This is a genomic window from Microbispora rosea (assembly GCF_900156315.1).
GTDB classification, from domain to species: Bacteria; Actinomycetota; Actinomycetes; order Streptosporangiales; family Streptosporangiaceae; genus Microbispora; species Microbispora rosea.
Genome location: NZ_FTNI01000002.1, coordinates 159,027 through 180,671, shown reverse-complemented (window position 1 = coordinate 180,671; position 21,645 = coordinate 159,027). Strand labels below are relative to the sequence as shown.

General features: G+C 71.6%; 20 protein-coding genes. 5 read left to right on the top strand and 15 right to left on the bottom strand.

Features of this window, described 5'->3' with window-relative positions; translation table 11 throughout:
* Positions 1–85 precede the first annotated feature (85 nt).
* Positions 86–1,504 (bottom strand): MFS transporter, encoded by a 1,419-nt coding sequence (locus BXA11_RS03535; protein ID WP_036406766.1) that lies wholly within the window; start codon positions 1,502–1,504, stop codon positions 86–88.
* A gap of 104 nt (positions 1,505–1,608) precedes the next feature.
* On the opposite strand from BXA11_RS03535, the gene BXA11_RS03530 reads away from it, so the two are divergent.
* Complete coding sequence (locus BXA11_RS03530) at positions 1,609–2,073, top strand: MarR family winged helix-turn-helix transcriptional regulator (protein WP_076432680.1); 465 nt, start codon at positions 1,609–1,611, stop codon at positions 2,071–2,073.
* Positions 2,074–2,175: 102 nt separating this feature from the next.
* On the opposite strand, the gene BXA11_RS03525 is transcribed toward BXA11_RS03530, so the two are convergent.
* Both BXA11_RS03525 and BXA11_RS03520 read right to left on the bottom strand, forming a co-directional pair.
* Positions 2,176–3,078: a VOC family protein gene (locus BXA11_RS03525; protein WP_159454728.1), complete on the bottom strand. Its 903-nt coding sequence runs from the start codon at positions 3,076–3,078 to the stop codon at positions 2,176–2,178.
* An 11-nt stretch (positions 3,079–3,089) separates the two neighbouring features.
* On the bottom strand, positions 3,090–4,334 hold the full coding sequence (locus BXA11_RS03520; protein ID WP_076432676.1) for an MFS transporter: 1,245 nt from the start codon (positions 4,332–4,334) through the stop codon (positions 3,090–3,092).
* A 58-nt stretch (positions 4,335–4,392) separates the two neighbouring features.
* On the opposite strand from BXA11_RS03520, the gene BXA11_RS03515 reads away from it, so the two are divergent.
* The 3 genes from BXA11_RS03515 (at position 4,393) to BXA11_RS03505 (ending at position 6,728) form a co-directional block, all read left to right on the top strand.
* Positions 4,393–5,373 (top strand): ArsR/SmtB family transcription factor, encoded by a 981-nt coding sequence (locus BXA11_RS03515; RefSeq protein ID WP_076432674.1) that lies wholly within the window; start codon positions 4,393–4,395, stop codon positions 5,371–5,373.
* 30 nt (positions 5,374–5,403) lie between these two features.
* Entirely contained in the window at positions 5,404–5,949 is a 546-nt protein-coding gene (locus BXA11_RS03510) for a helix-turn-helix domain-containing protein (RefSeq protein WP_076432672.1), read from the top strand.
* 101 nt (positions 5,950–6,050) lie between these two features.
* The gene (locus BXA11_RS03505) at positions 6,051–6,728 is read left to right on the top strand and encodes a LysE family translocator (protein WP_076432670.1); all 678 of its coding nucleotides are present in this window, start codon (positions 6,051–6,053) and stop codon (positions 6,726–6,728) included.
* Positions 6,729–6,731: 3 nt separating this feature from the next.
* Here BXA11_RS03505 and BXA11_RS03500 read toward each other — a convergent pair whose 3' ends face one another.
* The 11 genes from BXA11_RS03500 to BXA11_RS03450 all read right to left on the bottom strand — a co-directional run bounded on the left by BXA11_RS03500 (position 6,732) and on the right by BXA11_RS03450 (position 19,350).
* Entirely contained in the window at positions 6,732–8,018 is a 1,287-nt protein-coding gene (locus tag BXA11_RS03500; protein WP_076432668.1) for a thymidine phosphorylase, read from the bottom strand.
* 10 nt (positions 8,019–8,028) lie between these two features.
* Positions 8,029–8,418: a cytidine deaminase gene (locus BXA11_RS03495; protein WP_030508470.1), complete on the bottom strand. Its 390-nt coding sequence runs from the start codon at positions 8,416–8,418 to the stop codon at positions 8,029–8,031.
* On the bottom strand, positions 8,415–9,686 hold the full coding sequence (locus tag BXA11_RS03490; protein WP_030508469.1) for an ABC transporter permease: 1,272 nt from the start codon (positions 9,684–9,686) through the stop codon (positions 8,415–8,417). Before BXA11_RS03490 ends, BXA11_RS03495 begins: the two co-directional genes overlap by 4 nt.
* A gap of 31 nt (positions 9,687–9,717) precedes the next feature.
* Entirely contained in the window at positions 9,718–10,848 is a 1,131-nt protein-coding gene (locus BXA11_RS03485; RefSeq protein WP_030508468.1) for an ABC transporter permease, read from the bottom strand.
* A complete protein-coding gene (locus BXA11_RS03480; protein ID WP_076432666.1) occupies positions 10,845–12,380 on the bottom strand; it encodes an ABC transporter ATP-binding protein in 1,536 nt (511 codons plus the stop codon). Before BXA11_RS03480 ends, BXA11_RS03485 begins: the two co-directional genes overlap by 4 nt.
* Before the next feature lie 101 nt (positions 12,381–12,481).
* Entirely contained in the window at positions 12,482–13,549 is a 1,068-nt protein-coding gene (locus tag BXA11_RS03475; protein WP_204053451.1) for a BMP family lipoprotein, read from the bottom strand.
* Positions 13,550–13,717: 168 nt separating this feature from the next.
* Positions 13,718–14,728 carry a BMP family lipoprotein gene (locus BXA11_RS03470; RefSeq protein WP_239104745.1) on the bottom strand — a complete coding sequence of 337 codons (1,011 nt, stop codon included), beginning with the start codon at positions 14,726–14,728 and terminating at the stop codon, positions 13,718–13,720.
* A gap of 117 nt (positions 14,729–14,845) precedes the next feature.
* The gene (locus tag BXA11_RS03465) at positions 14,846–16,324 is read right to left on the bottom strand and encodes a serine/threonine-protein kinase (RefSeq protein ID WP_076432660.1); all 1,479 of its coding nucleotides are present in this window, start codon (positions 16,322–16,324) and stop codon (positions 14,846–14,848) included.
* 104 nt (positions 16,325–16,428) lie between these two features.
* Positions 16,429–17,670, bottom strand: coding sequence for an amidohydrolase (locus BXA11_RS03460; RefSeq protein WP_373320530.1), 1,242 nt, complete (start codon positions 17,668–17,670; stop codon positions 16,429–16,431).
* A 240-nt stretch (positions 17,671–17,910) separates the two neighbouring features.
* A complete protein-coding gene (locus BXA11_RS03455; RefSeq protein ID WP_030508462.1) occupies positions 17,911–19,083 on the bottom strand; it encodes a glutamate--cysteine ligase in 1,173 nt (390 codons plus the stop codon).
* Positions 19,084–19,149: 66 nt separating this feature from the next.
* Positions 19,150–19,350 (bottom strand): SCO4848 family membrane protein, encoded by a 201-nt coding sequence (locus BXA11_RS03450; protein ID WP_239104746.1) that lies wholly within the window; start codon positions 19,348–19,350, stop codon positions 19,150–19,152.
* 93 nt (positions 19,351–19,443) lie between these two features.
* Between BXA11_RS03450 and BXA11_RS03445 the strand changes: the two genes are divergently transcribed.
* Positions 19,444–20,724, top strand: a complete 1,281-nt coding sequence (locus BXA11_RS03445; protein ID WP_076432656.1) for a D-alanyl-D-alanine carboxypeptidase family protein — start codon at positions 19,444–19,446, stop codon at positions 20,722–20,724.
* On the opposite strand, the gene BXA11_RS03440 is transcribed toward BXA11_RS03445, so the two are convergent.
* Entirely contained in the window at positions 20,721–21,581 is an 861-nt protein-coding gene (locus BXA11_RS03440) for an SDR family oxidoreductase (RefSeq protein WP_076432654.1), read from the bottom strand. The genes BXA11_RS03445 and BXA11_RS03440 overlap by 4 nt on opposite strands.
* Between the last annotated feature and the right edge of the window lie 64 nt (positions 21,582–21,645).

Below are 21,645 nucleotides of genomic sequence, written 5' to 3'. Positions count from 1 at the left end.
TGCGCCGCTCCGGACCGCGGGAGGGGGCGCCCCGGCCACACCGGGACGCCCCCTCCTCAGACGGCGGCAGGAGCCGGAGGACGGGTCAGACCGTCTCCAGCGCCGGCTCCTCCCGCGCCTCGACCGGCTGCCGGCCGGACCGGAGCCCGGTGAGGGCGACGGCCAGGCCGACAAGGGCGAACCCCGCCGAGACCACGATCGCGGCCCGGAAGTGGGCGATCGGGTCGCCGCCGTCCGCCCCCGATGTAAGGACGGCGGTGACGATCGCCAGCACCACGGCTCCGCCGACCTGGCCGGAGGTGTTCAACAGGCCCGAGGCGAGCCCCTGTTCCTCGTCGTCGACCCCGGCCGTCGCCTGGATGTTGAGCGAGGGGAACGACAACGCGAACGCGATGCCCAGCAGGACCATTCCCGGCAGGACCATCCAGAGCAGGCTGGGGTGGAGATCCACCCGCAGGAACACCGCGTACCCCGCGAGCAGCGCCACCGAGCCCACCACGATCAGCCGCGCGGTGCCGAACCGGTCGGCGAACCCGCCCATAGTGGTGGAGGTCAGCGCGACCAGCAGCCCCGCCGGCAGGAACGCGAGAGCGGTCTGCAACGCGCTCCACCCCAGCAGGTTCTGGAAGTACTGCATCGCCACGAACTGGAAGCCGACGTACGAGCCGAACAGGATGACCAGGCCGATGTTGGCCCGTACGAGCGGCGCGGAGCGCAGGATACCGAGCCGGACCAGCGGGTGCCGCACCCGGCGCTCCAGCCAGACGAACAGCCCGATCAGGGCGGCGGCCCCGGCGAGCGACAACACCGTGCGCACCACGCTCACCTTGGGCGCCTCGACGACGGCGAAGACCAGGAGCAGCATGGCCGCGGTGATGGTCGCGGCGCCGAGGAGGTCGTGGCCGCCCTCGCCGCGCTCCTCGCTCCGCTGGAGCAGCCGCGTCCCGGCCACGAGGGCGATGATCGCGACGGGCACCGGCATGAAGAACGTCCAGCGCCATCCGATCTCGGTGAGCAGGCCGGACAGGACCAGCCCGAGCGAGAAACCGCTGGCGCCGCACGCGGTGAAGATGCTCAGGGCCCGGTTGCGGGCCGGGCCCTCGGCGAAGGTCGTGGTGATGATGGACAACGCGGCGGGGGCGGTGAACGCGGCGCTGACGCCCTTCACGAAACGGGCCGCGATCAGCAGGGTCCCGTCGCTCATCAGCCCGCCGAGCAGCGAGGCGACGGCGAAGACGACAAGCGCGGTCAGGAACACCCGGCGGCGGCCGAGCAGGTCGGCGGTCCGGCCCCCGAGCAGCAGCAGACCGCCGTATCCCAGCACGTAACCGCTCACCACCCACTGCAGCGACGAGGTGGTCATCCCGAGATCGGCCTGGATGGACGGGAGCGCCACCCCGACCATCGACACGTCAAGAGCGTCGAGGAACACGACGGCGCAGAGAACGGTGAGGGCACCCCACAGGCGGGCCCCCCAGCGCTCGTCCTGAATGGAGGAAGTCATGGAACGGGAACCTACATGCACATGCATTCAATGCACAAGCAAATAATGCGTTTGCATCTAATGTGTGCGCATGGTATGGTCGCGGCCGAGAAAGGCGGTCTCGCATGAACGACATCGATACCGGCTTCGTGGTGATGGCCTGGCGCGAGCTGCTGGCCCGGCACGCGGAGGTGTCGTGCGCGCTGGAGCGGGAGCTGAGCGACAGGCACGGGCTCGGCGTGAGCGAGTTCGAGGTGCTGGAGCGCCTCGTGGAGGCCGGCCAGTCCTCCTCCTGCGCCGGGCCGGAGGCGGCCAAGTTCCGCGTGCAGGAGCTCGCCGGCCAGGTTCACCTGAGCCAGAGCGCGCTGTCACGACTCATCGCCCGGCTGGAGCGTGAGGGACTGGTCGCCCGCGCGCTGTGCGAGGCGGACCGGCGCGGGGTGTTCGTGCACGTCACCGAGGAGGGCCGGCGACGGCACGCGGAGGCGACCCCCACTCACCGGGCCATCCTGTCCGCGCACCTGTTCCCCCACCTCGTGAACGCCGGCTACGCGCCGGCCGCGCCGGACGAGGCGCCTCGCCCCGTCTGACGGAGGGGCGCCGGCCCACGGCACACGCGCCGCGCAGGCAGGCCCCCTCTCCTCGGTCTCGACCGGACGGGACGAATTCCTATGCCGGAGAGGATGGCGGGGTCAGACGATCAGGAGCGGCACGCCGTCCGCGTCCACGAGCACTCCGTCGGCGCCCTTCAGCACACCGTCCGCGGCCATCAGCACAGCGTCAGCGTTCACCGGCACAGCGTCCGCGTCCACCCGCACGCCGTTCCCTGCCACCCTCGCGCCCGCCTCCACGAGCCGGGAGGCCACCTCCTCCGGGTCCTCGGCGGCGATGGCGACACGCCGGAAGCCCCGGCGGCACGGGTCGGGGGTCCACGGGCTCGCGGTCGTGGGAGCGGTGAACGTGAACAGCTCCAGCACCGCGTTCCCGGCCAGCAGGTACGTGATCAGGAAGCCTCGCGGGTCCTGGTCCTGCGATATCTGGCCGATGACCTCGTAACCGAGCCGGTCCCGGTAGACGGCGAGCGCGGCGTCGAGGTCGGCGGACGTGACCGCCACGTGGTCGAAGACCGGCGGCGCCGTACGCGGCCTGCTCAGGGTGGCCTGCCGCTCCCGCTCGGCCAGTTCCGGCGAGGCGACCCGGTGATATCGCAGGTAGTTGTCCGTGATCTCCAGATGGGTGCCGTCCGGGTCCTGGAAGAACGCGATCCGCACGCCGCCGACCGCGTCGAGCGGCGGCAGTGTGAAGGGCACCCCGGCGTCGCGGACGCGCTCGGCCCGCAGATCGACGTCGCCGACCTTGAAGCCGATGTGCCGGATGCCGCGCTGGAGGTCGTCGTTCACCCAGCCGCCGAGATCGCCGTCGCCCGTCTCGACCAGTTTCAGCAATACGGACCCGGCCGACAGCCACGCGACGCCCGGCCCCGCGGCCGGGCCCTCCGCCGGAGCGAGGTCCAGCAGGTCGCGGTAGAAGTCGAGCGAGCGGGCCAGATCGGCGACGCCGATCTCGACATGCCGGATGCCTTCGTGATGTGACACGGTGCTCAAACCTACTCCCGGCCTCTCCGCGTGCCGAGCGGTCCCGTACGGCGGGACGCGCCGGCGCCGGTGACCGTGGCGGAGCGGACCTCGGTGGCCGTGCCGGCCCGCAGGCCGGGCGCCAGCGCGAGGGTGACCACGACGGAGGCCACCGCCATCACGCCCATGGCGGCCGCGGGCGAGGTGAACTGGGCCACCGCCCCCGCGATCGCCGCGCCGACCCCCTGCATGGTGAGCACGCCCGACGACTGCAGCCCGAGCGCCTGCCCGCTCATCTCCTCAGGGGTGACGGACATGAGGCGTTCCTGGAGCAGCAGGCTGGCCGAATATCCGGCCGAGGCGAGCACGACGGCGGCGACCGCGACCGGCAGGGCCGGGTGGAGGAGGAAGACCAGGTACGGCACGGCGAGCAGCAGCCGCAGCGGAGCGCTCAGCCGCTCGCGCCACCGCTTGGGGACGAACCGCCCCATCAGCGTGTCCCCGGCGAGCATCCCGGCGGCGGCGCAGCCGAACAGCAGCCCGGCGTGCCGGGAGTCGTAGGCGACGTACAGCGACTCGCAGCCCACGATCAGGCCGTTCGGCACCCACAGAGCGAGGTAGAGGCGGCGGCGCAGCCCTGACGACCAGAGCGCGCGGTTGATCCGCCACGTCTCCGCGGGAGAGGGCCGTCCCTGTGCGCGGGGCGCGCGGGCGGTGAGCCCCCACCGGGCGACGGCCGCGGCGACGAGATACAACCCCGCCCCGGCGATCAGGGTGCCGCGCGGGGACAGCGCGGTCACGAGCACGCCTCCGGCGACGAAGCCGACGATCTGCTGCACGCCGACCGACATGCTGAGCACCGAGCGGCCGAGCAGGTAGCCGTCCCTGGGCAGGATCTCGTTGAGCAGCCCGAACCGGACTCCGCCGCCGAGGGAGGCGGCGAGCCCCATGCCGAGGACGACGGCGAACACCGCCCACAGCGGCAGCCCCGGCACGGCGAGCGCGGCCGTGCCGGCGCAGTGCACCAGCGCCAGCGCCGTCATCGCGGCACGCGGGGGCAGCCGGTCGGCGGCCGACAGCAGCACCGTCGCCCCGAACACCTGCGCGAAGGACGAGCCGAACATGCTCAGGGCCGACAGCATCGGCGACCCCGTCGCCCCGTAGACGAGCGTGCCGAGCGCCAGGCCGCTCACGGTCGAGGCCGCCACCTGCGCGGACGCGACGGTGAACAGGGGCGTGAACTCGGGGGTGCGGAACAGTTCCCCATATGTACGCATGACGGGAGCCTCGATCGTCGCCGCGCTCCGCCGTTATTGTTTCGCGGGGAGGCGAAACATGGGCTGGTGGCTGATCAACGCCGACACTCTCGCGGAGAGCAGGTTCGTGATCTCTCCGCTGGCCGAGGCCACCGCCTGCCTGTTCACCCTGGAGCGGGCGTCGGCCGCGCACCCGGGCGAGCGGGAGTGGCTCGACGCCCACCTGCCCGCCTTCCGGTCCCGACTGGCCGGCGACCCGATCACCGCGCTGCTGCTGAGGGCCGCGCGGGGACGCAACTGGACCGCCGACTTCCTCACGCTCGCTCCGACCGGCGAGGGCGAGCCCGCCTTCGAGGAGGAACTGGCCCGCGTCCGCGCGACCCCGCCCGAGACCGCGCACGCCGACATCGAGGTGGCGCTGCGCGGCCCGTTGCCGGAGCCGCTGCGCCGTCCCGACCTGCCGGAGCGCGCGGCCGGCCTGCTGGAGTGGGTCTGGACGCGCACCGTGCTGCCCGACTGGCCGCGCCGCCGGCGGATCATGGAGGCCGACGTCGTCGCCCGCGTGGGTCACATGAGTCAGGGCGGCTGGGCCGCCGCGCTGAACGACATGCGCAAGGGGATGCGCTGGCTCGGCGGCAACCGGCTGCAGATCAACACCTATGACTACCCGCCGAGGCAGATCGGCGGGGCGAGGCTGGTGTTCGTCCCGGTCACTCCCCGCCAGGCGTGGACCGCCTGGACGGCGGGCCGGCACTACGCCCTGGTCTACCCCTGCTCCGGAACGCTGGCCGAGCCCGATCGGGCGCCGGTGCCCGAGGCGCTCGGCAGGCTGCTCGGCCCGGCGCGGGCGCGGGTGCTCGTGCTGCTCGCCGCGCCGAAGAGCACGACCCACCTCGTGGCGCTGACCGGCCAGGGCCTGGGGTCGGTGGGCCGCCACCTCAAGGTGCTCCTCGACTCCGGCCTCGTACGGCGGCGCAGGGCCGGGCGGTCGGTCCTGTACTACCGCACGCCCCTGGGCGACGCCCTCGCCGCGAGCGACCTGGATAGCCGTTCGGTATAGCGAACGTATGGTTCCATGTAAGATGTCGTCATGAGCAGGGCGGCGACGGCGATCGGTGCGCAGATCCGGCTGCGCCGGGCACAGCGCGGCATGAGCGCGGCCGAGCTCGCCCGCCGGGCCGGTCTCGGCAAGGCGACGCTGTCCAGCCTGGAGGCGGGCACCGGCAACCCGACGATCGAGACGCTTGAGGCCGTCGCCCTGGCGCTGCACATCCCCCTGACCGACCTGCTGACCAGGGACACCGACGCCGGTCCCGTCCACCTGCCCTCGACGCCCGCGGCCGCCGACGGCCCGACACGCGAACTGCTGCGCCGGATCGGCAGCGGGCACAGCCTGGAGCTGTGGCGGCTGCGCATGCCGCCGCACACCGACCTCGCCGGCGTCCCGCACGCGCCCGGCACCGTCGAGCACCTGCTCGTCGCCGCGGGCGAGGTCACGGCCGGCCCCGACGACGATCCGCGCCTCCTCGGGCCGGGCGATCTGCTGGCGTTCGCGGGCGACCGCCCGCACCGCTACCGCACCGGCGACGGCCCGGCGGACGTCACCGTCGTCATCGCCTCGCCCGTGGCCGGCTGAACATGCCCTCTCCGGCTCCCCCGCCTCCAGCCCGCACATCCCCCGCCTCTCCTGCCGAACCCGTCCACGGCTGGCCGAGCCCGGCCAGGAAGGACCCACCCATGTCGTGGTTGCCGTTGCTTCCCCTGCTCGGCGTCTGGATCCTGGTGGTGATGAGCCCGGGACCGGACTTCCTCATCGTGCTCAGATACTCGGCAGGCGGGTCGCGGCGCAGCGGCGTGCGCGCCGCCGCGGGCGTCGTCACCGGCATCGGCGTGTGGGCGGTCGCCGGTCTGTTCGGCGTCACCGTGCTCGTCCAGCGGTTCGAGTGGCTCTACACCACCGCCCGCGTCGCCGGCGCCCTGTTCCTCGTCGCGTTCGGCGTGGCCACCATCCGCGCCGCCCGCAGGCAGTCGCCCCCTGCCTACAGCGACACGGCCGACAGCGACACGGCCTCGGCCGACGACGCCGCCCCGGCCGCCGCCACGCCCGTCAACACGCACGGTCCGGGCAGGCTGCGCGAGTGGCGCGCCGGGCTGCTGACCAACCTCGCCAACCCCAAGGCCCTCGTCTTCTTCGGCGCCCTGTTCGCCAGCCTGCTCCCGCACCGTACGGACCTCGTCATGCGGGCGGTCACGCTCGGCGCGATGCTGGCCGTGGCGTTCGCCTGGTTCTCCGCCGTCGCCTTCCTGGCCGGCAGCCCGTGGATCACCAGGGGCTACCGGCGGCTGAAGAAGCGGCTCGACCTGCTCACCGGCGGCCTGTTCGTCGGGATGGGCGCGCTGTTGATCCCGCGCTGACGCTCAGGCGGTGAGGCGGTCGATGACCAGCGGTAGCAGGTCCGCGCCGCCGTCCTCGCCGATCTCGTACGCGCCCTCCAGAGCCTGGAGGGCCCGGTCGAACCTGGCGGCCTCGTCGGCGTACAGGGTCATCAGCGGGGCTCCGGCGCGGACCGTCTCGCCGGGCTTGGCGTGCAGGACGATGCCCGCACCGGCCGACACCGGGTCCTCCTTGCGGGCCCGTCCGGCCCCGAGCCGCCAGGCCGCCACGCCGACCTTGAGCGCGTCGAGCGTGCGCAGCGTGCCCGAGGTGGGGGCGGTGACCACGGCCGACTCGGCGGCCACCGGCAGCGGCGCGTCCGGGTCGCCGCCCTGGGCGACGATCATGCGCCGCCAGGCGTCCATCGCCGAGCCGTCCTTGAGCGCCTCCTCCGGGTCCCTGGCGCCCGGGACGGCGGCGGCCTCCAGCATCTCCCTGGCCAGCCGCACGGTCAGTTCGACCACGTCGGCGGGGCCGCCGCCGGCGAGCACCTCGACGGACTCCTCGACCTCCAGCGCGTTGCCCACCTTCAGGCCGAGCGGCCGGTCCATCGCGGTGAGCAGGGCGACCGTGCGCACCCCGGCGTCGGTGCCGAGCTCGACCATCGTCCGCGCCAGCTCCCGGGCGTCGTCCACGTTCTTCATGAACGCGCCCGAGCCGGCCTTCACGTCGAGCACGAGCGATCCCGTGCCCTCGGCGATCTTCTTGGACATGATCGAGGAGGCGATCAGCGGGATCGACTCGACCGTGCCGGTGACGTCGCGCAGCGCGTAGAGCTTCTTGTCGGCCGGGGCGAGGCCCGCGCCCGCCGCGCAGACGACCGCACCGGCCGAGCGGATCACGTCCAGCATCTCGTCGTTCGACAGCGACGCCCGCCAGCCGGGGATCGACTCCAGCTTGTCCAGCGTGCCGCCGGTGTGCCCGAGGCCCCGCCCGGACAACTGCGGCACGTACGCGCCGCAGGCGGCGACCAGCGGGGCCAGCGGCAGAGTGATCTTGTCGCCGACCCCGCCGGTGGAGTGCTTGTCGGCCGTGGGCCGGTCGAGGGAGGACCAGTCCATCCGCTCCCCCGACCTGATCATGGCCTGGGTCCAGTCCGCGATCTCCCTGCGGTTCATGCCGTTGAGCAGGATCGCCATCAGCAGCGCCGACATCTGCTCGTCGGCCACCTCGCCCCGCGTGTACGCGTCGATCACCCAGTCGATCTGGGCGGTCGACAGCTCACCCCGGTCACGCTTGACGGTGATGACCTCGATCGCGTCGAACCCCACGCTTCCCCCTCTATCTCGACAGATCGTCGGGCCCGAAGGCGAACGGCAGGAAGTCGGCCATCCGCATCGGCCCGTCGGGCGTCTCCACCAGCAGGTCCCGCCCGCCGTGCTCGAACAGCAGCTGACGGCAGCGGCCGCACGGCATCAGCAGCTCGCCGTGGCCGTCCACACAGGTGAAGGCCACCAGCCTGCCGCCGCCGCTCGCGTACAGCGCCGAGACGAGCCCGCACTCGGCGCACAACCCCACGCCGTACGACGCGTTCTCGACGTTGCAGCCGGTCACGACCCGGCCGTCGTCGACGAGCGCCGCCGCCCCCACGGGAAACTTCGAGTACGGCGCGTACGCGCGGGTCATGGCCTCGCGGGCCGCGACCCGCAGCGCCTCCCAGTCGATGCTCATTTCGCCTGCCCCCTTCGATACGGGACGCCGTCGGCCGCCGGCATGCGCAGCCGTTGCGAGGCCAGCGACAGCACCAGCAGCGTGGTCAGGTGGGGGGTGAACGAGGTGAACTGCTCCGGCACGGTGTCCGTCAGGGCGAACACCACGAACACCGCGATCGCCACGACCGCGGTGATCAGGGCCGCGCCCCCGCGCCGCTGCCGTACGAGCTGGTAGACCGCCACGGCGACGAGCAGCAGCGCGACGACCAGCAGCAGCGCGTGCACCGAGATGCCGCCCTGCCGGAGCTGGAGCGCGTCGGTGTAACCGAACAGCGCCGCGCCGCCGGCGAGCCCGCCGGGACGCCAGTTGCCGAAGATCATCGCGGCGAGGCCGATGTAGCCGCGCCCGCCCGTCTGCCCGTCGCGGTAGATCCCCGCGGCCACGAGCGACAGGAACGCGCCGCCGAGCCCGGCGAGCACGCCGGAGACGATCACGGCGGCCCACTTGTACGCGTAGACGTTGACGCCCAGCGACTCCGCCGCGACCGGACGCTCGCCGCACGCCCGCAGGCGCAGGCCGAACGGCGTGCGCCACAGGATGTAGAACGACAGCGGCACCAGCAGGATCGCCAGGATCGTGAACCAGGACACGCCCTGGGTGATGCCCCGCAACACGCCCGCGAAGTCCGACAGCACGAACCAGTGCTTGGCCTCGACGGTCCGCAGCGGGTCGTCGAGGAAGCCCAGGCTCACCGTGCCCATCTTGGGCAGCGGCGGCGAGTTCTTCGTCCCGCCGCCCGGCATGCCGTCGAAGACGAGCTGGGACAGATACTGGGTGAAGCCGACGCCGACGATGTTGATCGCCACGCCGGAGATGATGTGGTCGACGCCGAAGGTCACGGTCGCGACGGCGTGGATCGCCGCGCCCAGCGCCCCGCCGACGGCGCCGGCGACCACGCCCGCCCAGGGGCTGTGGAACTGGAGGGCGCCCCAGGCTCCGAACCAGGTGCCCAGCACCATCATGCCTTCGAGGCCGATGTTGACCACGCCGGCCCGTTCCGACCACAGGCCGCCGAGACCGGCGAGCCCGATCGGCACGGCGAGGCCGAGCGCGGCGCTGACCGTGCCCGCCGAGGTGATGTCGTTCGCCCCGGTCACCAGCCGCGCGATCGACAACAGCACCACGAGCCCGGCCAGGCCGAGCAGGAGCACCGGCGCCGACAGCCGGAAGCGCCGCGCGGGGGGCGTCTCGACCGGGCGTTCGACCGGGAGGTCCGTCGCCGTCATGCCGTCTCCTCGATTCCGTCCGGCCTCGTTGTCATGCCGCCGCCTCCGCCTTCGGCGCCTCCTGTGGCGCGGCGAGCTCGCGGCTGACCCTGCGCTGCTCCGCGACGATGCGGTAGCGGTGGACCAGCTCGTACGCGATGATCACGGAGAGCACGACGACGCCCTGCATGATCTGGACGATCTCCTTGGAGATGTCCAGCAGCTGGAGCTGGTTGGACGAGTTGTCCAGGAAGCTCCACAGCAGCGCGCCGACCGCCATGCCGACCGGGTTGTTGCGGCCGAGCAGGGCGATCGCGATGCCCGTGAAACCGAGGCCGGCCGGGAAGTTGTTGCTGTACTTGTAGGAGGCGCCGAGCAGCTCCGGCATGCCGATCAGACCGGCGACCGCCCCCGACATGACCATCGTGACGACGATCATCTTCTTCACGCTGACGCCGCTGGCCACCGCCGCGGACTCGGACTTGCCGGTCGCCCGCAGCTCGAAGCCGAACCGGGTGCGGTTGAGCACCACCCAGTACGCGATACCGAGCAGGACCGCGACCACGATGAACCCGTTGACCAGCACCGGCGTGCCGGCGATGAGCGGGATGCCCGGCATGTGCGCGTCGTCGGGGATGGGCCTGGTGCCGAGGTCGTTGCCGGTCAGCACGCCGAAATGCTCGCTGACCAGCCACGAGCCGAGGCCGGTGGCGATCGCGTTCAGCATGATGGTCGAGATGACCTCGCTCACGCCCCGGTAGACCCGGAGCAGGCCGGCGATCGCGGCCCACAGCGCGCCGACGACCACCGCCACGACGATCACGAGGACGATGTTGAGCACGCCGGGCACCACGGCGGCGCCGCCGAGCCCGGCGGCGACCACGGCCGCGAGCCGATACTGGCCGTCCACGCCGATGTTGAAGAGGTTCATCCGGAAGCCGACGGCCACCGCGAGCGCGGAGATGTAGTACATGACCCCGGTGTTGAGGATCATGGCCATCGACCGCGGCTGGGTGCCGTACTCGGCGAGGGTGGTGAACGCCCCGACCGGATCGCTGCCCGCGATGAGCAGGACCACCGAGGTGATCAGCACCGCGAAGGCGACCGCGATGACCGGCGCGGCGACGGCGAGCCAGCCGCCGAGGCGCACCCGGCCGAGCAGCCGGTCGACGAACCCGTTCATACGCCCTCCCCGGCGCCGGTCATCGCCGAGCCCAGTTGCTCGGGGGTCACGTTCGCGGGATCGACGTCGGCGACGATCCTGCCGCGCAGGATCACCTTGAGCGTGTCGGACAGCCCGATCAGCTCGTCGAGGTCCGCGGAGATCAGCAGCACGGCCAGCCCGGCGGCGCGCGCGGTGCGCAGGTGGTCCCAGATCGCCGCCTGGGCGCCGATGTCCACGCCGCGGGTGGGGTGGCTGGCGATCAGCAGCACGGGGTCGCCGCTCATCTCCCGCCCGACGATCAGCTTCTGCTGGTTGCCGCCGGACAGCGTGGCCGCGTCCACGTCGATGCCGGGAGTGCGCACGTCGTACTCCTCGACGATGCGCCGCGTGTCGGCCCGCGCGCCGGCGCGGTCGATCCACGGGCCCTTGACGTTGGGCCGGCGGGTCTGGTGGCCGAGGATGCGGTTCTCCCACAGGGGCGACTCGAGCAGCAGGCCGTGCCGGTGGCGGTCCTCGGGGATGTAGCCGATGCCGCCCGCGCGCCGCTTCAGGGTCGACCACTGGGAGATGTCGGCGCCGCCGAGCGTGAGCGCGCCGGCCTCGCAGGGGCGCATGCCCATGATCGCCTCGACGAGTTCCGCCTGGCCGTTGCCCTCGACGCCCGCGATGCCGAGCACCTCGCCCTTGTGGATGTCGAAGCTCACGTCGTCGACCACCGGCCGCCCGTCGCCGGTGCGCACGGTCAGGTCGCGTACGGACAGGGCGACGACGTCGGTGACGGTCGACTCACGGGTCTCGGGGCTGGGCAGCTCGCTGCCGACCATCAGCTCGGCGAGCTTGCGGGAGGTCACGTCCTTGGGGTTCACGGTCGCCACGGTGGTGCCGCGCCGGATCACGGTGATCTCGTCGGCCACCCGGAGGACCTCGTCCAGCTTGTGGGAGATGAACAGGATCGTCAGCCCCTCGCGGACCAGGCCGCGCAGGTTGTCGAACAGCTCGTCCACCTCGTGGGGCACGAGCACGGCGGTCGGCTCGTCCAGGATCAGGATGCGGGCGCCCCGATAGAGCACCTTCAGGATCTCCACCCGCTGGCGGTCGCCGACCCCCAGATCCTCGACCGGCACGTCCGGCCGTACGCCCAGGCCGTACGCGTCGGAGATCTCCCGGATCTTCTTGCGTGCGGCGGCGAAGTCGAGGGCGAGGCCGCCGCGGCGCGGCTCGCTGCCCAGAACCACGTTCTCCAGCACGGTCAGGTTGTCGGCCAGCATGAAGTGCTGGTGGACCATGCCGATGCCGGCGCCGATCGCGTCGGCGGGGGTGTGGAAGCCCACGGGCTTCCCGTTGACGCGGATCTCACCCTCGTCTGGACGCTGCATCCCATACAGGATCTTCATCAGCGTGGACTTCCCCGCTCCGTTCTCGCCGACGAGGGCGTGGATGTGCCCCTTGACGACGCGGAGGTGGATGTCGCTGTTGGCGACGACTCCCGGGAACCTCTTGGTGATCCCGGTGAGTTCTACTGCGGGTTCCGTAACGGTCGCGGCGGTAATGTCGGCCTCCTCCTCGCGGAGTGCCCGGTGACGGTCAAGTGATAGTGAGGGTAGAGCAAAGGGCCCGGGGCGGGTGCCTCCGGGCCCCTCGATTGCGCAGGTCAGGACGTCGGGACCGTGATCTCGCCGTTGATGATCTTCTGCTTGTACTCGTCGATCTTCGACTTGATGTCGTCGATCTTGCCGCCGGTCGTGGAGTAGTCCACGCCGCCCGCCTTGAGGTCGTAGACCGACGGGCCCGACTTGACCGTGCCGGTGGTGTAGTTCTTCAGGAAGTCGAAGACCGCCACATCGACCTTCTTGATCATCGAGGTGATGATCACGTCCTTGAAGTCGGCGTACGCCGGGAGCGCCGCCTGGTCGGAGTCGACGCCGATCGCCATCGCGTTGGCGGCCTTGGCCGCCTCGAAGACGCCCGCGCCCGAACCGCCGGCCGCCTGGTAGACCACGTCCGCACCGGCGTCGTACATGCCCTGCGCGGCCGTCTTGCCCTTGGCCGGGTCACCGAAGCCGCCGAAGTCCGGGGGCTGGGTGAGGTACTTGCTCTGGATCTTGATGTCCGGCTTGACGGCCTTCGCACCGGCCTCGAAGCCCGCCTCGAACTTGTGGATCAGCGGCACGTCGACGCCGCCCACGAAGCCGACGTTGCCCTTCTCGGACTTCAGCGCCGCCGCGGCACCGACGAGGAACGACCCCTGCTCCTCGGCGAACATCAGGTTCGTGATGTTGTCGCCCTTGGCCGCGTCGTCGTCCACGATGGCGAACTTGACGTCCGGGAACTCCTTGGCGACCTTCGCCACGGAGCCGGAGTAGGCGAAGCCCACCGCGATGACCGGGTTGTAGCCCCCGGACGCGAGCAGGCGCAGCCGCTCCTCCTTCTGGGCGTCGGTCTCGCCCTGGGTGGCCTCCAGCTCCTTCTTCTCGACCTTGAGCTCCGACTCGGCCTTGTCCAGGCCGGCCGCCGCCGCGTCGTTGAAGGAACCGTCGCCGCGGCCACCGATGTCGTACGCCAGGCCGACCTTGACCTGGGAGGCGGCGGGCGCGCTGGACGCGTCTGCCGAGGCTCCGGTCGTGGTGGTCTCGTCGCTACCCCCACACGCCGCGGCGGCCATGAGCAAGGCGCCGCTCGCTGTGGCGGCGGCCAGTTTGCTAACTCGATTGCGGAGCAAGGTCGTGACTCCCCTTCCGTTCCCCGCCCGTCTGACTCTCGTCGCACGCACGCAGGAACGCACGGCAACCCTGCACGGAAGATAGTTGTTTGACCTGCATAGACCAAACCCGCGCACGAGTCCGCAACATGTCCGTTATTGAGACCAGTCCGCACCGTGACCGGGGGGTCAGCCTGGGGAAACCCTGACCTTGCCGTGGATGATCTCCTGCTTGAGCTGCTCCAGGCGCGGCTGGATGTCGGTGATGTGGCCGCCGGTGAGGCTGTAGTCGACGCCGCCGCGCCTCAGGTCGTACACGACCCGGCCGCTGGTGACGGTGTGGTCGGCGACGCTGGCGAGGTAGTCGTAGACCGCGACGTCGATCCTTTTGATCATCGAGGTAAGAATCACGTGGCGCACGGCCGGGTCGGCGCTCTTGGCCTGGTCGTAGTCGACGCCGATCGCCCACGCCCCGGCCTTGTCCGCCGCGCGGAACACCCCCGCCCCCGAGGCCCCGGCCACCTGGTAGACCACGTCGGCGCCCGCCCGGTACATGCGCTGCGCGGCCTTCCGCGCCTTGTCCGGCCGATCGAAGCCGCTCAGATCGTGGGGGGCGGTGAGGTAGGCGATCCTGATCCGCGCCCGCGGCTTCACGTGCTTCACGCCCTGGACGTAGCCGATCTCGAACTTCCTGACCAGCGGCGACCGGTTGCCCCCGACGAAGCCAACGTCCGCGGTTTTCGACTTCATCGCCGCCGCCGCGCCCATCAGGAACGAGCCCTCCTCGGAGGCGAACAGCAGGTTCGTGATGTTGGGGCCGGACACCGTCGGCTCGTCGACGATCGCGAACCGGGTCTTGGGGAACCTCGGCGCGATCCGCGCCAGCGCCGGCGCGTACGAGTAGCCGACGGCGATGACCGGGTCGTAGCCGGCCTCGGCGAGCGCCCGCACCCGCTCCACCTTTCGGCCCGCGGGCTCGCCCGGCGCGGCCTCGACCTCCCGCACCCGCAGGCCGGTCAGGTTGCGCTTGGCCTCGTCGACTCCGACTGCCGCGGCGTCGTTGTACGACTGGTCGCCCCGCCCGCCGATGTCGTACATGAGCCCGACCTGCAGCGGGCGGGTGCGCGGCGACGTCGTACTCACCACGCCGCCGCATCCCGCGACGACGGTCACGGCGGCGACGACGGCGCCTGCGATCACCGCCCGGAATGTCCGCAATCGGACCCCCAACCCGGAATGAACCCATCTGCGCGATACCCACTGGGCGCGCGAGAGAACGCGCCACACAAAGGCCCTGACAGATTTATCCCGTTTGAGTCAATTCGTACGGGTAAGGGATCCTGAGTATCGGGCGTCCTGTTCCCCTTCGCGTGTCACCGCGAAGTCGGCCGCGCTCTCGCCCCGCCATGTGATCGAGACGCTTCCGGGATAACAGGCGTCGCCCCTCACCTGGTCGAGGCGCAGCACGAACACCTCATTCGACCCGCTCGCGGGGGTGAGACGGCCGGAGCAGTGCAGGTCGGCGCCCCACCTCATCCGCGCCGGGGCGGCCAGACGGATCTCGACCGGGAAGACACGGCCGGCCGAGGGATAGCGGGCGACGCCCGTCCACGTCCCGCCGGGCCGCCCGGATTCGCGGGCCGTCAGGACCCACGCGGCGCCCGCCGCGACGACCACGACGAGGACGGCGAGCGAGGCGATGGCCACGCGCGCTCGCCCGCGACCGCGCCCACGGGTCCCGGCCTGCTCGAGGCCGGTCGGCCCTGGACCGACCGGCAGTCCGGTGGGATCAGAGCCGGTGGGATCAGGGCCGGTGGGATCAGGGCCGGTGGGATCAGGGCCGGTGGGATCAGGGCCGGTGGGATCGGTGTCGGCCCGGCCGGCGTCGGCCCGCGCCCCCGGCAACGTGTCCTCCACCTCCCGCCGTGGCCGCGCCGTGGAGCCGGATAAGTTCGGCGCGGTCAGGCCCTGCGCCGCCTGGCCCGGCCGCCCGGCGGACCGGTCGAGCAGGGCGCTCAGCACCTGTCCGGCGTCCGGCCTATCGGCCGGCTCCGCGGCCAGGCACGCCACGACGAGGTCTTTCAGCAGGCCGGTGAGCGGCCCGAGGTCCGGCGTGCCGTACAGGATGCGCGCCATGACGGCCGCGTGCGTGTCACCGGTGTACGCGTGCCGTCCGCTCGCCGCATAGACGAGCGTGAGCGCCCAGCAGAACACGTCCGCCGCCGGTCCGGCCGGCCGGCCTGCGAGCTGCTCCGGCGCGATGTAGGCCGGGGTGCCGACCAGGCTTCCCGTCGTCGCGGTGGCGTCGGCGAGGCGGGAGATGCCGAAGTCGACGACCCGCAGCCCGTCGGAGCCGAGGAGCACGTTGCCCGGCTTGAAATCACGGTGGACCACCCCCGCCCGGTGGATCGCGGCCAGCGCGGTCGCCGTCCCCACGGCGACCCGGTCCAGGTCGCCGCCCGTCCGCGGGCCCGCCGCCGTCACGTGCTCGCGCAGCGACGGCCCGTCGACGTACTCGCTCACGATGTACGGCCGGTCGCCATCGAGGTCGGCGTCGAGGACCTGGGCGGTGCAGAAGGGCGCGACCCGGCGCACCGCCTCGATCTCACGGGCGAAGGCGCGCCGGGCGGAGGTGCCGTCGACCCGGGCGTGCAGGAGCTTCACGGCCACCGGCCCGCCCGACGCGGCGGCGCCGCGGAAGACGACGCCCTGGCCGCCCACGCCGAGGCGGCCGTCGAGCCGGTAGCTCCCGAGTTGCCGGGGATCCTCGGGACGCAGGGGGGAGACGTCGGGCACGGCGGCGTACGGCTCAGCGGGCTCGGCCGCTTGGGCGGTCGAGGTTCACCGGGCTCGGGTTCATCGGGCGCGGGTTCGGTGGGCGCGAGGTCATCAGGCGCGGATCAGCGGGCGCCGCCCCACAGCGCGGTCAGCGCGGTGGCGGCCATGACCTGGACGCCGATCCCGATCGCCCTCTCGTCCACGTCGAACAGCGGCCGGTGGATGTCGACCTCGTCGACGACCCCCGGCGGCCGGGTGCCCAGCCGGGCGAGCGCGCCGGGCACCGACTCGAGATACCAGGAGAAGTCCTCGCCGCCGAGGCTCTGCGGCGTGGGCACGGCCGCCCCCTCGCCGATGATCTGGGTGACCGCGTCGTGGAGCATCTGGATGCTGGTGGCCTCGTTCACCGTGGGCGGCGTGCCGCGCCGGTAGTCGATCTCGGCGTCCACGCCGTACGCGCCGGCGACCGAGTCGAGCAGGGCCTTGACCATGTCGGGCGCCTGGTGCCAGGCGTCCTCGTCGAGCGACCTGACCGTGCCCTGAGCCACCCCGACGTCCGGGATCGCGTTCGCCACCGAGCCCGCGGAGATCTGGCCCCACACGAGGCTGAGGCTGGAGCGCGGGTCGACGCGGCGGGACAGCGCGGCCGGCAGCTCGGTGACGATCTTGCTGAGCGCGTAGACGAGGTCGACGGTCAGGTGCGGCCGGGCGGTGTGCCCGCCCGGGCCCGCGACGCGGATGCGCAGGCTGTCGCAGGAACCGGTGATCGGGCCGGTGCGCAGGCCGATGTGACCGACGTCGAGGCGCGGATCGCAGTGCACCGCGAAGATGCGGTCGACCTGGTTGAGGCCGCCGTCGCGCATGACCTCCAGCGCGCCGCCCGCGACCTCCTCGGCGGGCTGGAAGATCAGCCGCACCCGGCCGGGGAGCGCTCCCGCGTCGGCCTGCGACGCCAGGAACAGCCCGGCGCCGAGGACGATCGAGGTGTGCACGTCGTGGCCGCAGGCGTGGCACGCGTTGGGGTTCGTGGAGCGGTAGGGGACGTCCTTCTCGTCCTCCATCGGCAGCGCGTCGATGTCGGCGCGCAGGGCGACCGTGGGCCCCTCGTCGCGGCCGAGGTCCACCCACAGGCCGGTGCCGCGCGACAGCGGGTGCGGGGTGAGCCCGGCGTCCGTCAGCCGCTCAGCGATCTTCTCTGTCGTGCGATGCTCGCTGAAGGCGATCTCCGGATGCGCGTGTACGTCGCGCCGGAACTCGATCAGCTCATCGTTGTGCTCGCGAAGGAATTCCGCCAGCTGCCCGGCCAGGCCGTTGCTTCCTGGCACGGCCGCGTCCGGCGTTGCGAGCTTCGATGAGGTGGCCACGGGGTCTTCCCTTCTCCGGTGCGCCGTCCCGCCACGGATCGCCGGATCGTCCATATGATCATGAAAAGTCACGAAAAAGCCCAAAAGGGTCGCGCGGGCGTGTCTCGCCTCCACCGACCCTTCATTCACAATCCTTCCATGCCGCGACCCTCCGATACGCCGGATTGCCCAGTATTTACACCGGGCACCGCGCGTTGTCAGAACTGAGGCACTGTTACCGGACATATCAGGCCTACCCCGTCAGGTGGCCGATTGTCCGATCTCGCGGTTGGGGTTCGAGGTGACGAACCTGTCCTCGGCGAGCTCGATCACCGTTGCGTCGACCACGTCCTGGAGGGTCCCTCCGTCGGCGAGGATCGCCCGCTGGCGCTCGGATGAGCTCCCCTGCTCCAGCACCTCGGTCACGACCGCCAGTTCGTCGGCACAGCCGAGCCGCTCGGCGACGGGTTCGAGTTCACGCTGAAGTTCATACAATACGTCGCGCATCGGCGCCGTGGAGCCATGGTCGTCGGTGATGACGTCCGCGTCGAGGCCGTAGCGCGTGGCGCGCCACTTGTTGTCGCGCACCACCCACGCCGCGGGGTGCGGCAGCTTGTATCCCCGGTCGAGCTGCTGATCGAACTGCTGCACGAGGCACTGGGTCAGCGCGGCCACCATGCCCACCTCGCGCGGCGTCGGGATGCCGTCGAACATCCGCACCTCGATGGTGCCGAAGTCGGGATGCGGCCGGATGTCCCACCACACCTCCTTGATGCTGCGGATCGTGCCCGCCCGCAGCAGCGTGTCCATGTACTCCTCGAACTCGGCCCAGTCGGCCAGCAGGTGCGGCGGCCCGGCCGTGGGCAGCGAGCCGAAGACGATGGCCCGGCTCGATGCCAGCCCGGTGTCCTGCCCTCCCCAGTAAGGGCTGGAGGAGGTGAGCGCGAGGAAGTGCGGCAGGTATGCCGCGAGGGCGTTGACGATCGGAATGACCTTGTCCCGTTCCTTGACGCCCACGTGGACGTGCACGCCGAACGTCTGGATCCGCCAGGCGAGCCACTGCAGGTCCTCGACCAGCTCCACGTAGCGCTGGCTGGGGGCGTAGACCGCGTCGCGCCAGTCGCTGATCGCGTGGGTCCCCGTGCAGGCGAGCGCGATGCCGCGCGGCTCGACGGCCTCGGTCAGCCGGCCGATGCTCTTCTTCAGGTCCTGCACCGCCTCGGCCACGGTGTGGCAGACGTCGGTGACGATCTCGACCTGCGACTGCATGAGCTCGTGCATGGCCTTGGGCCGCTGTCCCTCACTGAGATCGGGAACCGCGCCGAGCACCTCCTTGGCGTCCTGGCGGAGATGACGCGTATGCCGGTCGACGAGCTGAAGCTCCCACTCCACGCCGAGGGTCGCGCCACGCGAGGGGTTGAAGTCGATCGCCAAAGCTTGCCTCCATCACGTTCGGTCCCTGCCGACCTGTGGGTCGCAGCGGACAAGGTCGTTCCAGGCTCAGGCCCTACCCTTCATCCATCCCCGCACGCCGACCGCCCCGAGCGCCAGTGCCAGGAGGATGTTCACCGCGATGAGTACGCCGTGGACGACGTAGAAGGACGTCTCGTGCCCGTCGGCGAGATTGAAGCCGAGGTTGATCCATTCGAAGATCATGAAAACGGCGAGTGCCACAAGAAAGATCGATACACGTCTCGTCATGTCCACAGTATCGGCGGCCGCCTGCGTGGCCCTGTGACATATGGGGCATATGTCACTTCATGCGAAGGCAGTCGAGGCTAGGCTGAGCGACCTATGGGGACGAACCTGCGGGCTCTCGCCGCGACCGTGACGACGGTGGGAATGCTGACGACGGTGCTGCTCGGCGCCCCTCCCGCCGCGGGCGCGCCGGCCGCGCCCGGCCTGGCGCCGCGGGAGACCGGCACGGCCGCGGCCGGCGCCACCGTGGCCGGAATCGGCAGGGGAAACGGCACCGTGGGCGGGGATCTGCTCGCCGGCCACGGGATCGTCCGGCCCGCCGGGATCAACCCTCCGCCCAAGACCGAGGCCAGCGCGTACGTCGTGGCCGACGCCGACACCGGCGCGGTGCTCGCGGCCAAGGACCCGCACGGGCACTACCTGCCCGCGAGCACGCTCAAGACGCTGACGGCCGTCACGCTGATCCCCAGGCTCGACAAGAACCGCAAGATCAAGCCGAGCGAGGAAGCCTGCAACGTGGAGGGCAGCGCCGTCGGCATCGTCCCCGAGCCGATCTACAAGGTCGACGACCTGATGCGGGCGCTGCTCATGGTCTCCGGCAACGACGCGGCGGTCGCGCTCGCCGAGGCCAACGGCGGCGTGAAGAAGACGCTCACCGACATGAACAAGGAGGCGCGCAAGCTCCAGGCGTACGACACGGTGGCCAAGACGCCGAACGGCCTGGACGCCCCGGGCCAGCGCAGCTCGGCCTACGACCTCGCCCTGATCGCGCGGGCCGGGCTGGCGATCCCGGACTTCCGCGAATACATCAGCACGAAGGTCGCCAAGTTCCCCGCGCCCAAGGAAGACCCGAAGAAGAAAAAGAAGAAGAAGCGCGGTGACGACTCCGAGGCCAGTGAGTCTCCGGCGCCCGCCTACTACGAGATGGCCAACCACAACCGGCTCCTCGGACGCTACAAGGGCATGCTCGGTGTCAAGAACGGCTGGACGTCCAAGGCGCTGGGCAGCTTCGTAGGCGCCGCCCGGCGTGACGGCCACACCATCCTCGTCGTGATCATGCATCACCCCGGCGGTTTCTGGGACGAGGTCGCCAAGCTGCTCGACTGGGGCTTCGCCGCGAGGGGCAAGGCGGCCCCCGTGGGCCAGCTGGTCGGCCCGGCGCCCGACCCCAAGCCCTCCTCCTCCCCCCTGGCCGTACGGCCCTCGCCGACGCCGGGCGCGGCCGACGTCGGCGCGGCCAAGGCACGCGGAGAGGACCCGGCCTCCACGGGCGCGGCCACCCCCCTGCTGATCGGCGGCGGCGTCCTCGTGCTCCTCGCCCTCGGCGCGTACGGCCTGCGCCGGCGCCGCAGGACGCCCGGCGACGCCGCCGGCTAGCGGGCAGGCGGGGCGGGGATGGCGTGCTCGGCGGCGCGGCTGACCTCCTCCCAGCGTGCCCACGTCTCCATGCGCCGGCGGGAGACGTCGAAGGCCAGGTCGTAGGCCGTGCCGCCCAGCAGCAGCCGTAGTGGGGGCTCGTCGCTGCCGACGAGCGTCAGCACGGCCTCGGCGGCCAGCCGGGGATCGCTGTCCACCGACCCCTCGGCCCACTGCTTCTCCAGCTCGGCCCGCAGAGGGGCGTAGCCGGGGATCGGCGTGGTCGCGGTCATGCTCGTGTACAGGTCGGTCCAGTAGCCGCCGGGCTCGACGATGGTGACCTTCACCCCGAACCGCGCGGCCTCCATCGCCAGGGCCTCGCTCATGCCCTCCAGCGCGAACTTGCTCGCGCTGTACAGCCCCGTGGTGGGGAAGCCCCCGAGCGCTCCGATGCTGGAGATCTGCACGATGTGCCCCGACCCCTGAGCACGCAGGCAGGGCAGGACGGCCTGGCTGACCCACAGCGCGCCGAAGAAGTTGGTCTCCATCTGGGCCCGGGCCTCGGCCTCGGTGAACTCCTCGATCATCCCCATGGACATGATCCCGGCGTTGTTCACCACGACGTCGAGCCGGCCGAAGCGCTCGGTCGCCCGGTCGACCGTGGCGTGGACCGCCGCGCGGTCGGTGACGTCCAGAGGGAGCACGAGCAGCCTGTCCTCGTGCTCGGCGGCCAGGCCCTCCAGCGGCGCCACGGTCCTGGTCGCGGCGACCACCCGGTCGCCGTTGTCGAGCGCGGCCCTGGTGAACGCCAGGCCGAGCCCCCGCCCCGCACCGGTGATGAACCAGACCCGTCCCGAAGCGGCGGTCGTCGTACGCATGGACACTCCATTCGCTTACCTCAATGAAACGAGACGTATCGTCTCGATTGGCCAATCATGGCGT

Bases quoted from the DNA above. Each gene is read 5' to 3' on its own strand.
- BXA11_RS03535 (WP_036406766.1), bottom strand. From the start codon at position 1,504: ATGACTTCCTCCATTCAGGACGAGCGCTGGGGGGCCCGCCTGTGGGGT.
- BXA11_RS03530 (WP_076432680.1), top strand. From the start codon at position 1,609: ATGAACGACATCGATACCGGCTTCGTGGTGATGGCCTGGCGCGAGCTG.
- BXA11_RS03520 (WP_076432676.1), bottom strand. From the start codon at position 4,334: ATGCGTACATATGGGGAACTGTTCCGCACCCCCGAGTTCACGCCCCTG.
- BXA11_RS03515 (WP_076432674.1), top strand. From the start codon at position 4,393: ATGGGCTGGTGGCTGATCAACGCCGACACTCTCGCGGAGAGCAGGTTC.
- BXA11_RS03510 (WP_076432672.1), top strand. From the start codon at position 5,404: ATGAGCAGGGCGGCGACGGCGATCGGTGCGCAGATCCGGCTGCGCCGG.
- BXA11_RS03505 (WP_076432670.1), top strand. From the start codon at position 6,051: ATGTCGTGGTTGCCGTTGCTTCCCCTGCTCGGCGTCTGGATCCTGGTG.
- BXA11_RS03495 (WP_030508470.1), bottom strand. From the start codon at position 8,418: ATGAGCATCGACTGGGAGGCGCTGCGGGTCGCGGCCCGCGAGGCCATG.
- BXA11_RS03490 (WP_030508469.1), bottom strand. From the start codon at position 9,686: ATGACGGCGACGGACCTCCCGGTCGAACGCCCGGTCGAGACGCCCCCC.
- BXA11_RS03485 (WP_030508468.1), bottom strand. From the start codon at position 10,848: ATGAACGGGTTCGTCGACCGGCTGCTCGGCCGGGTGCGCCTCGGCGGC.
- BXA11_RS03450 (WP_239104746.1), bottom strand. From the start codon at position 19,350: ATGACGAGACGTGTATCGATCTTTCTTGTGGCACTCGCCGTTTTCATG.
- BXA11_RS03445 (WP_076432656.1), top strand. From the start codon at position 19,444: ATGGGGACGAACCTGCGGGCTCTCGCCGCGACCGTGACGACGGTGGGA.
- BXA11_RS03440 (WP_076432654.1), bottom strand. From the start codon at position 21,581: ATGCGTACGACGACCGCCGCTTCGGGACGGGTCTGGTTCATCACCGGT.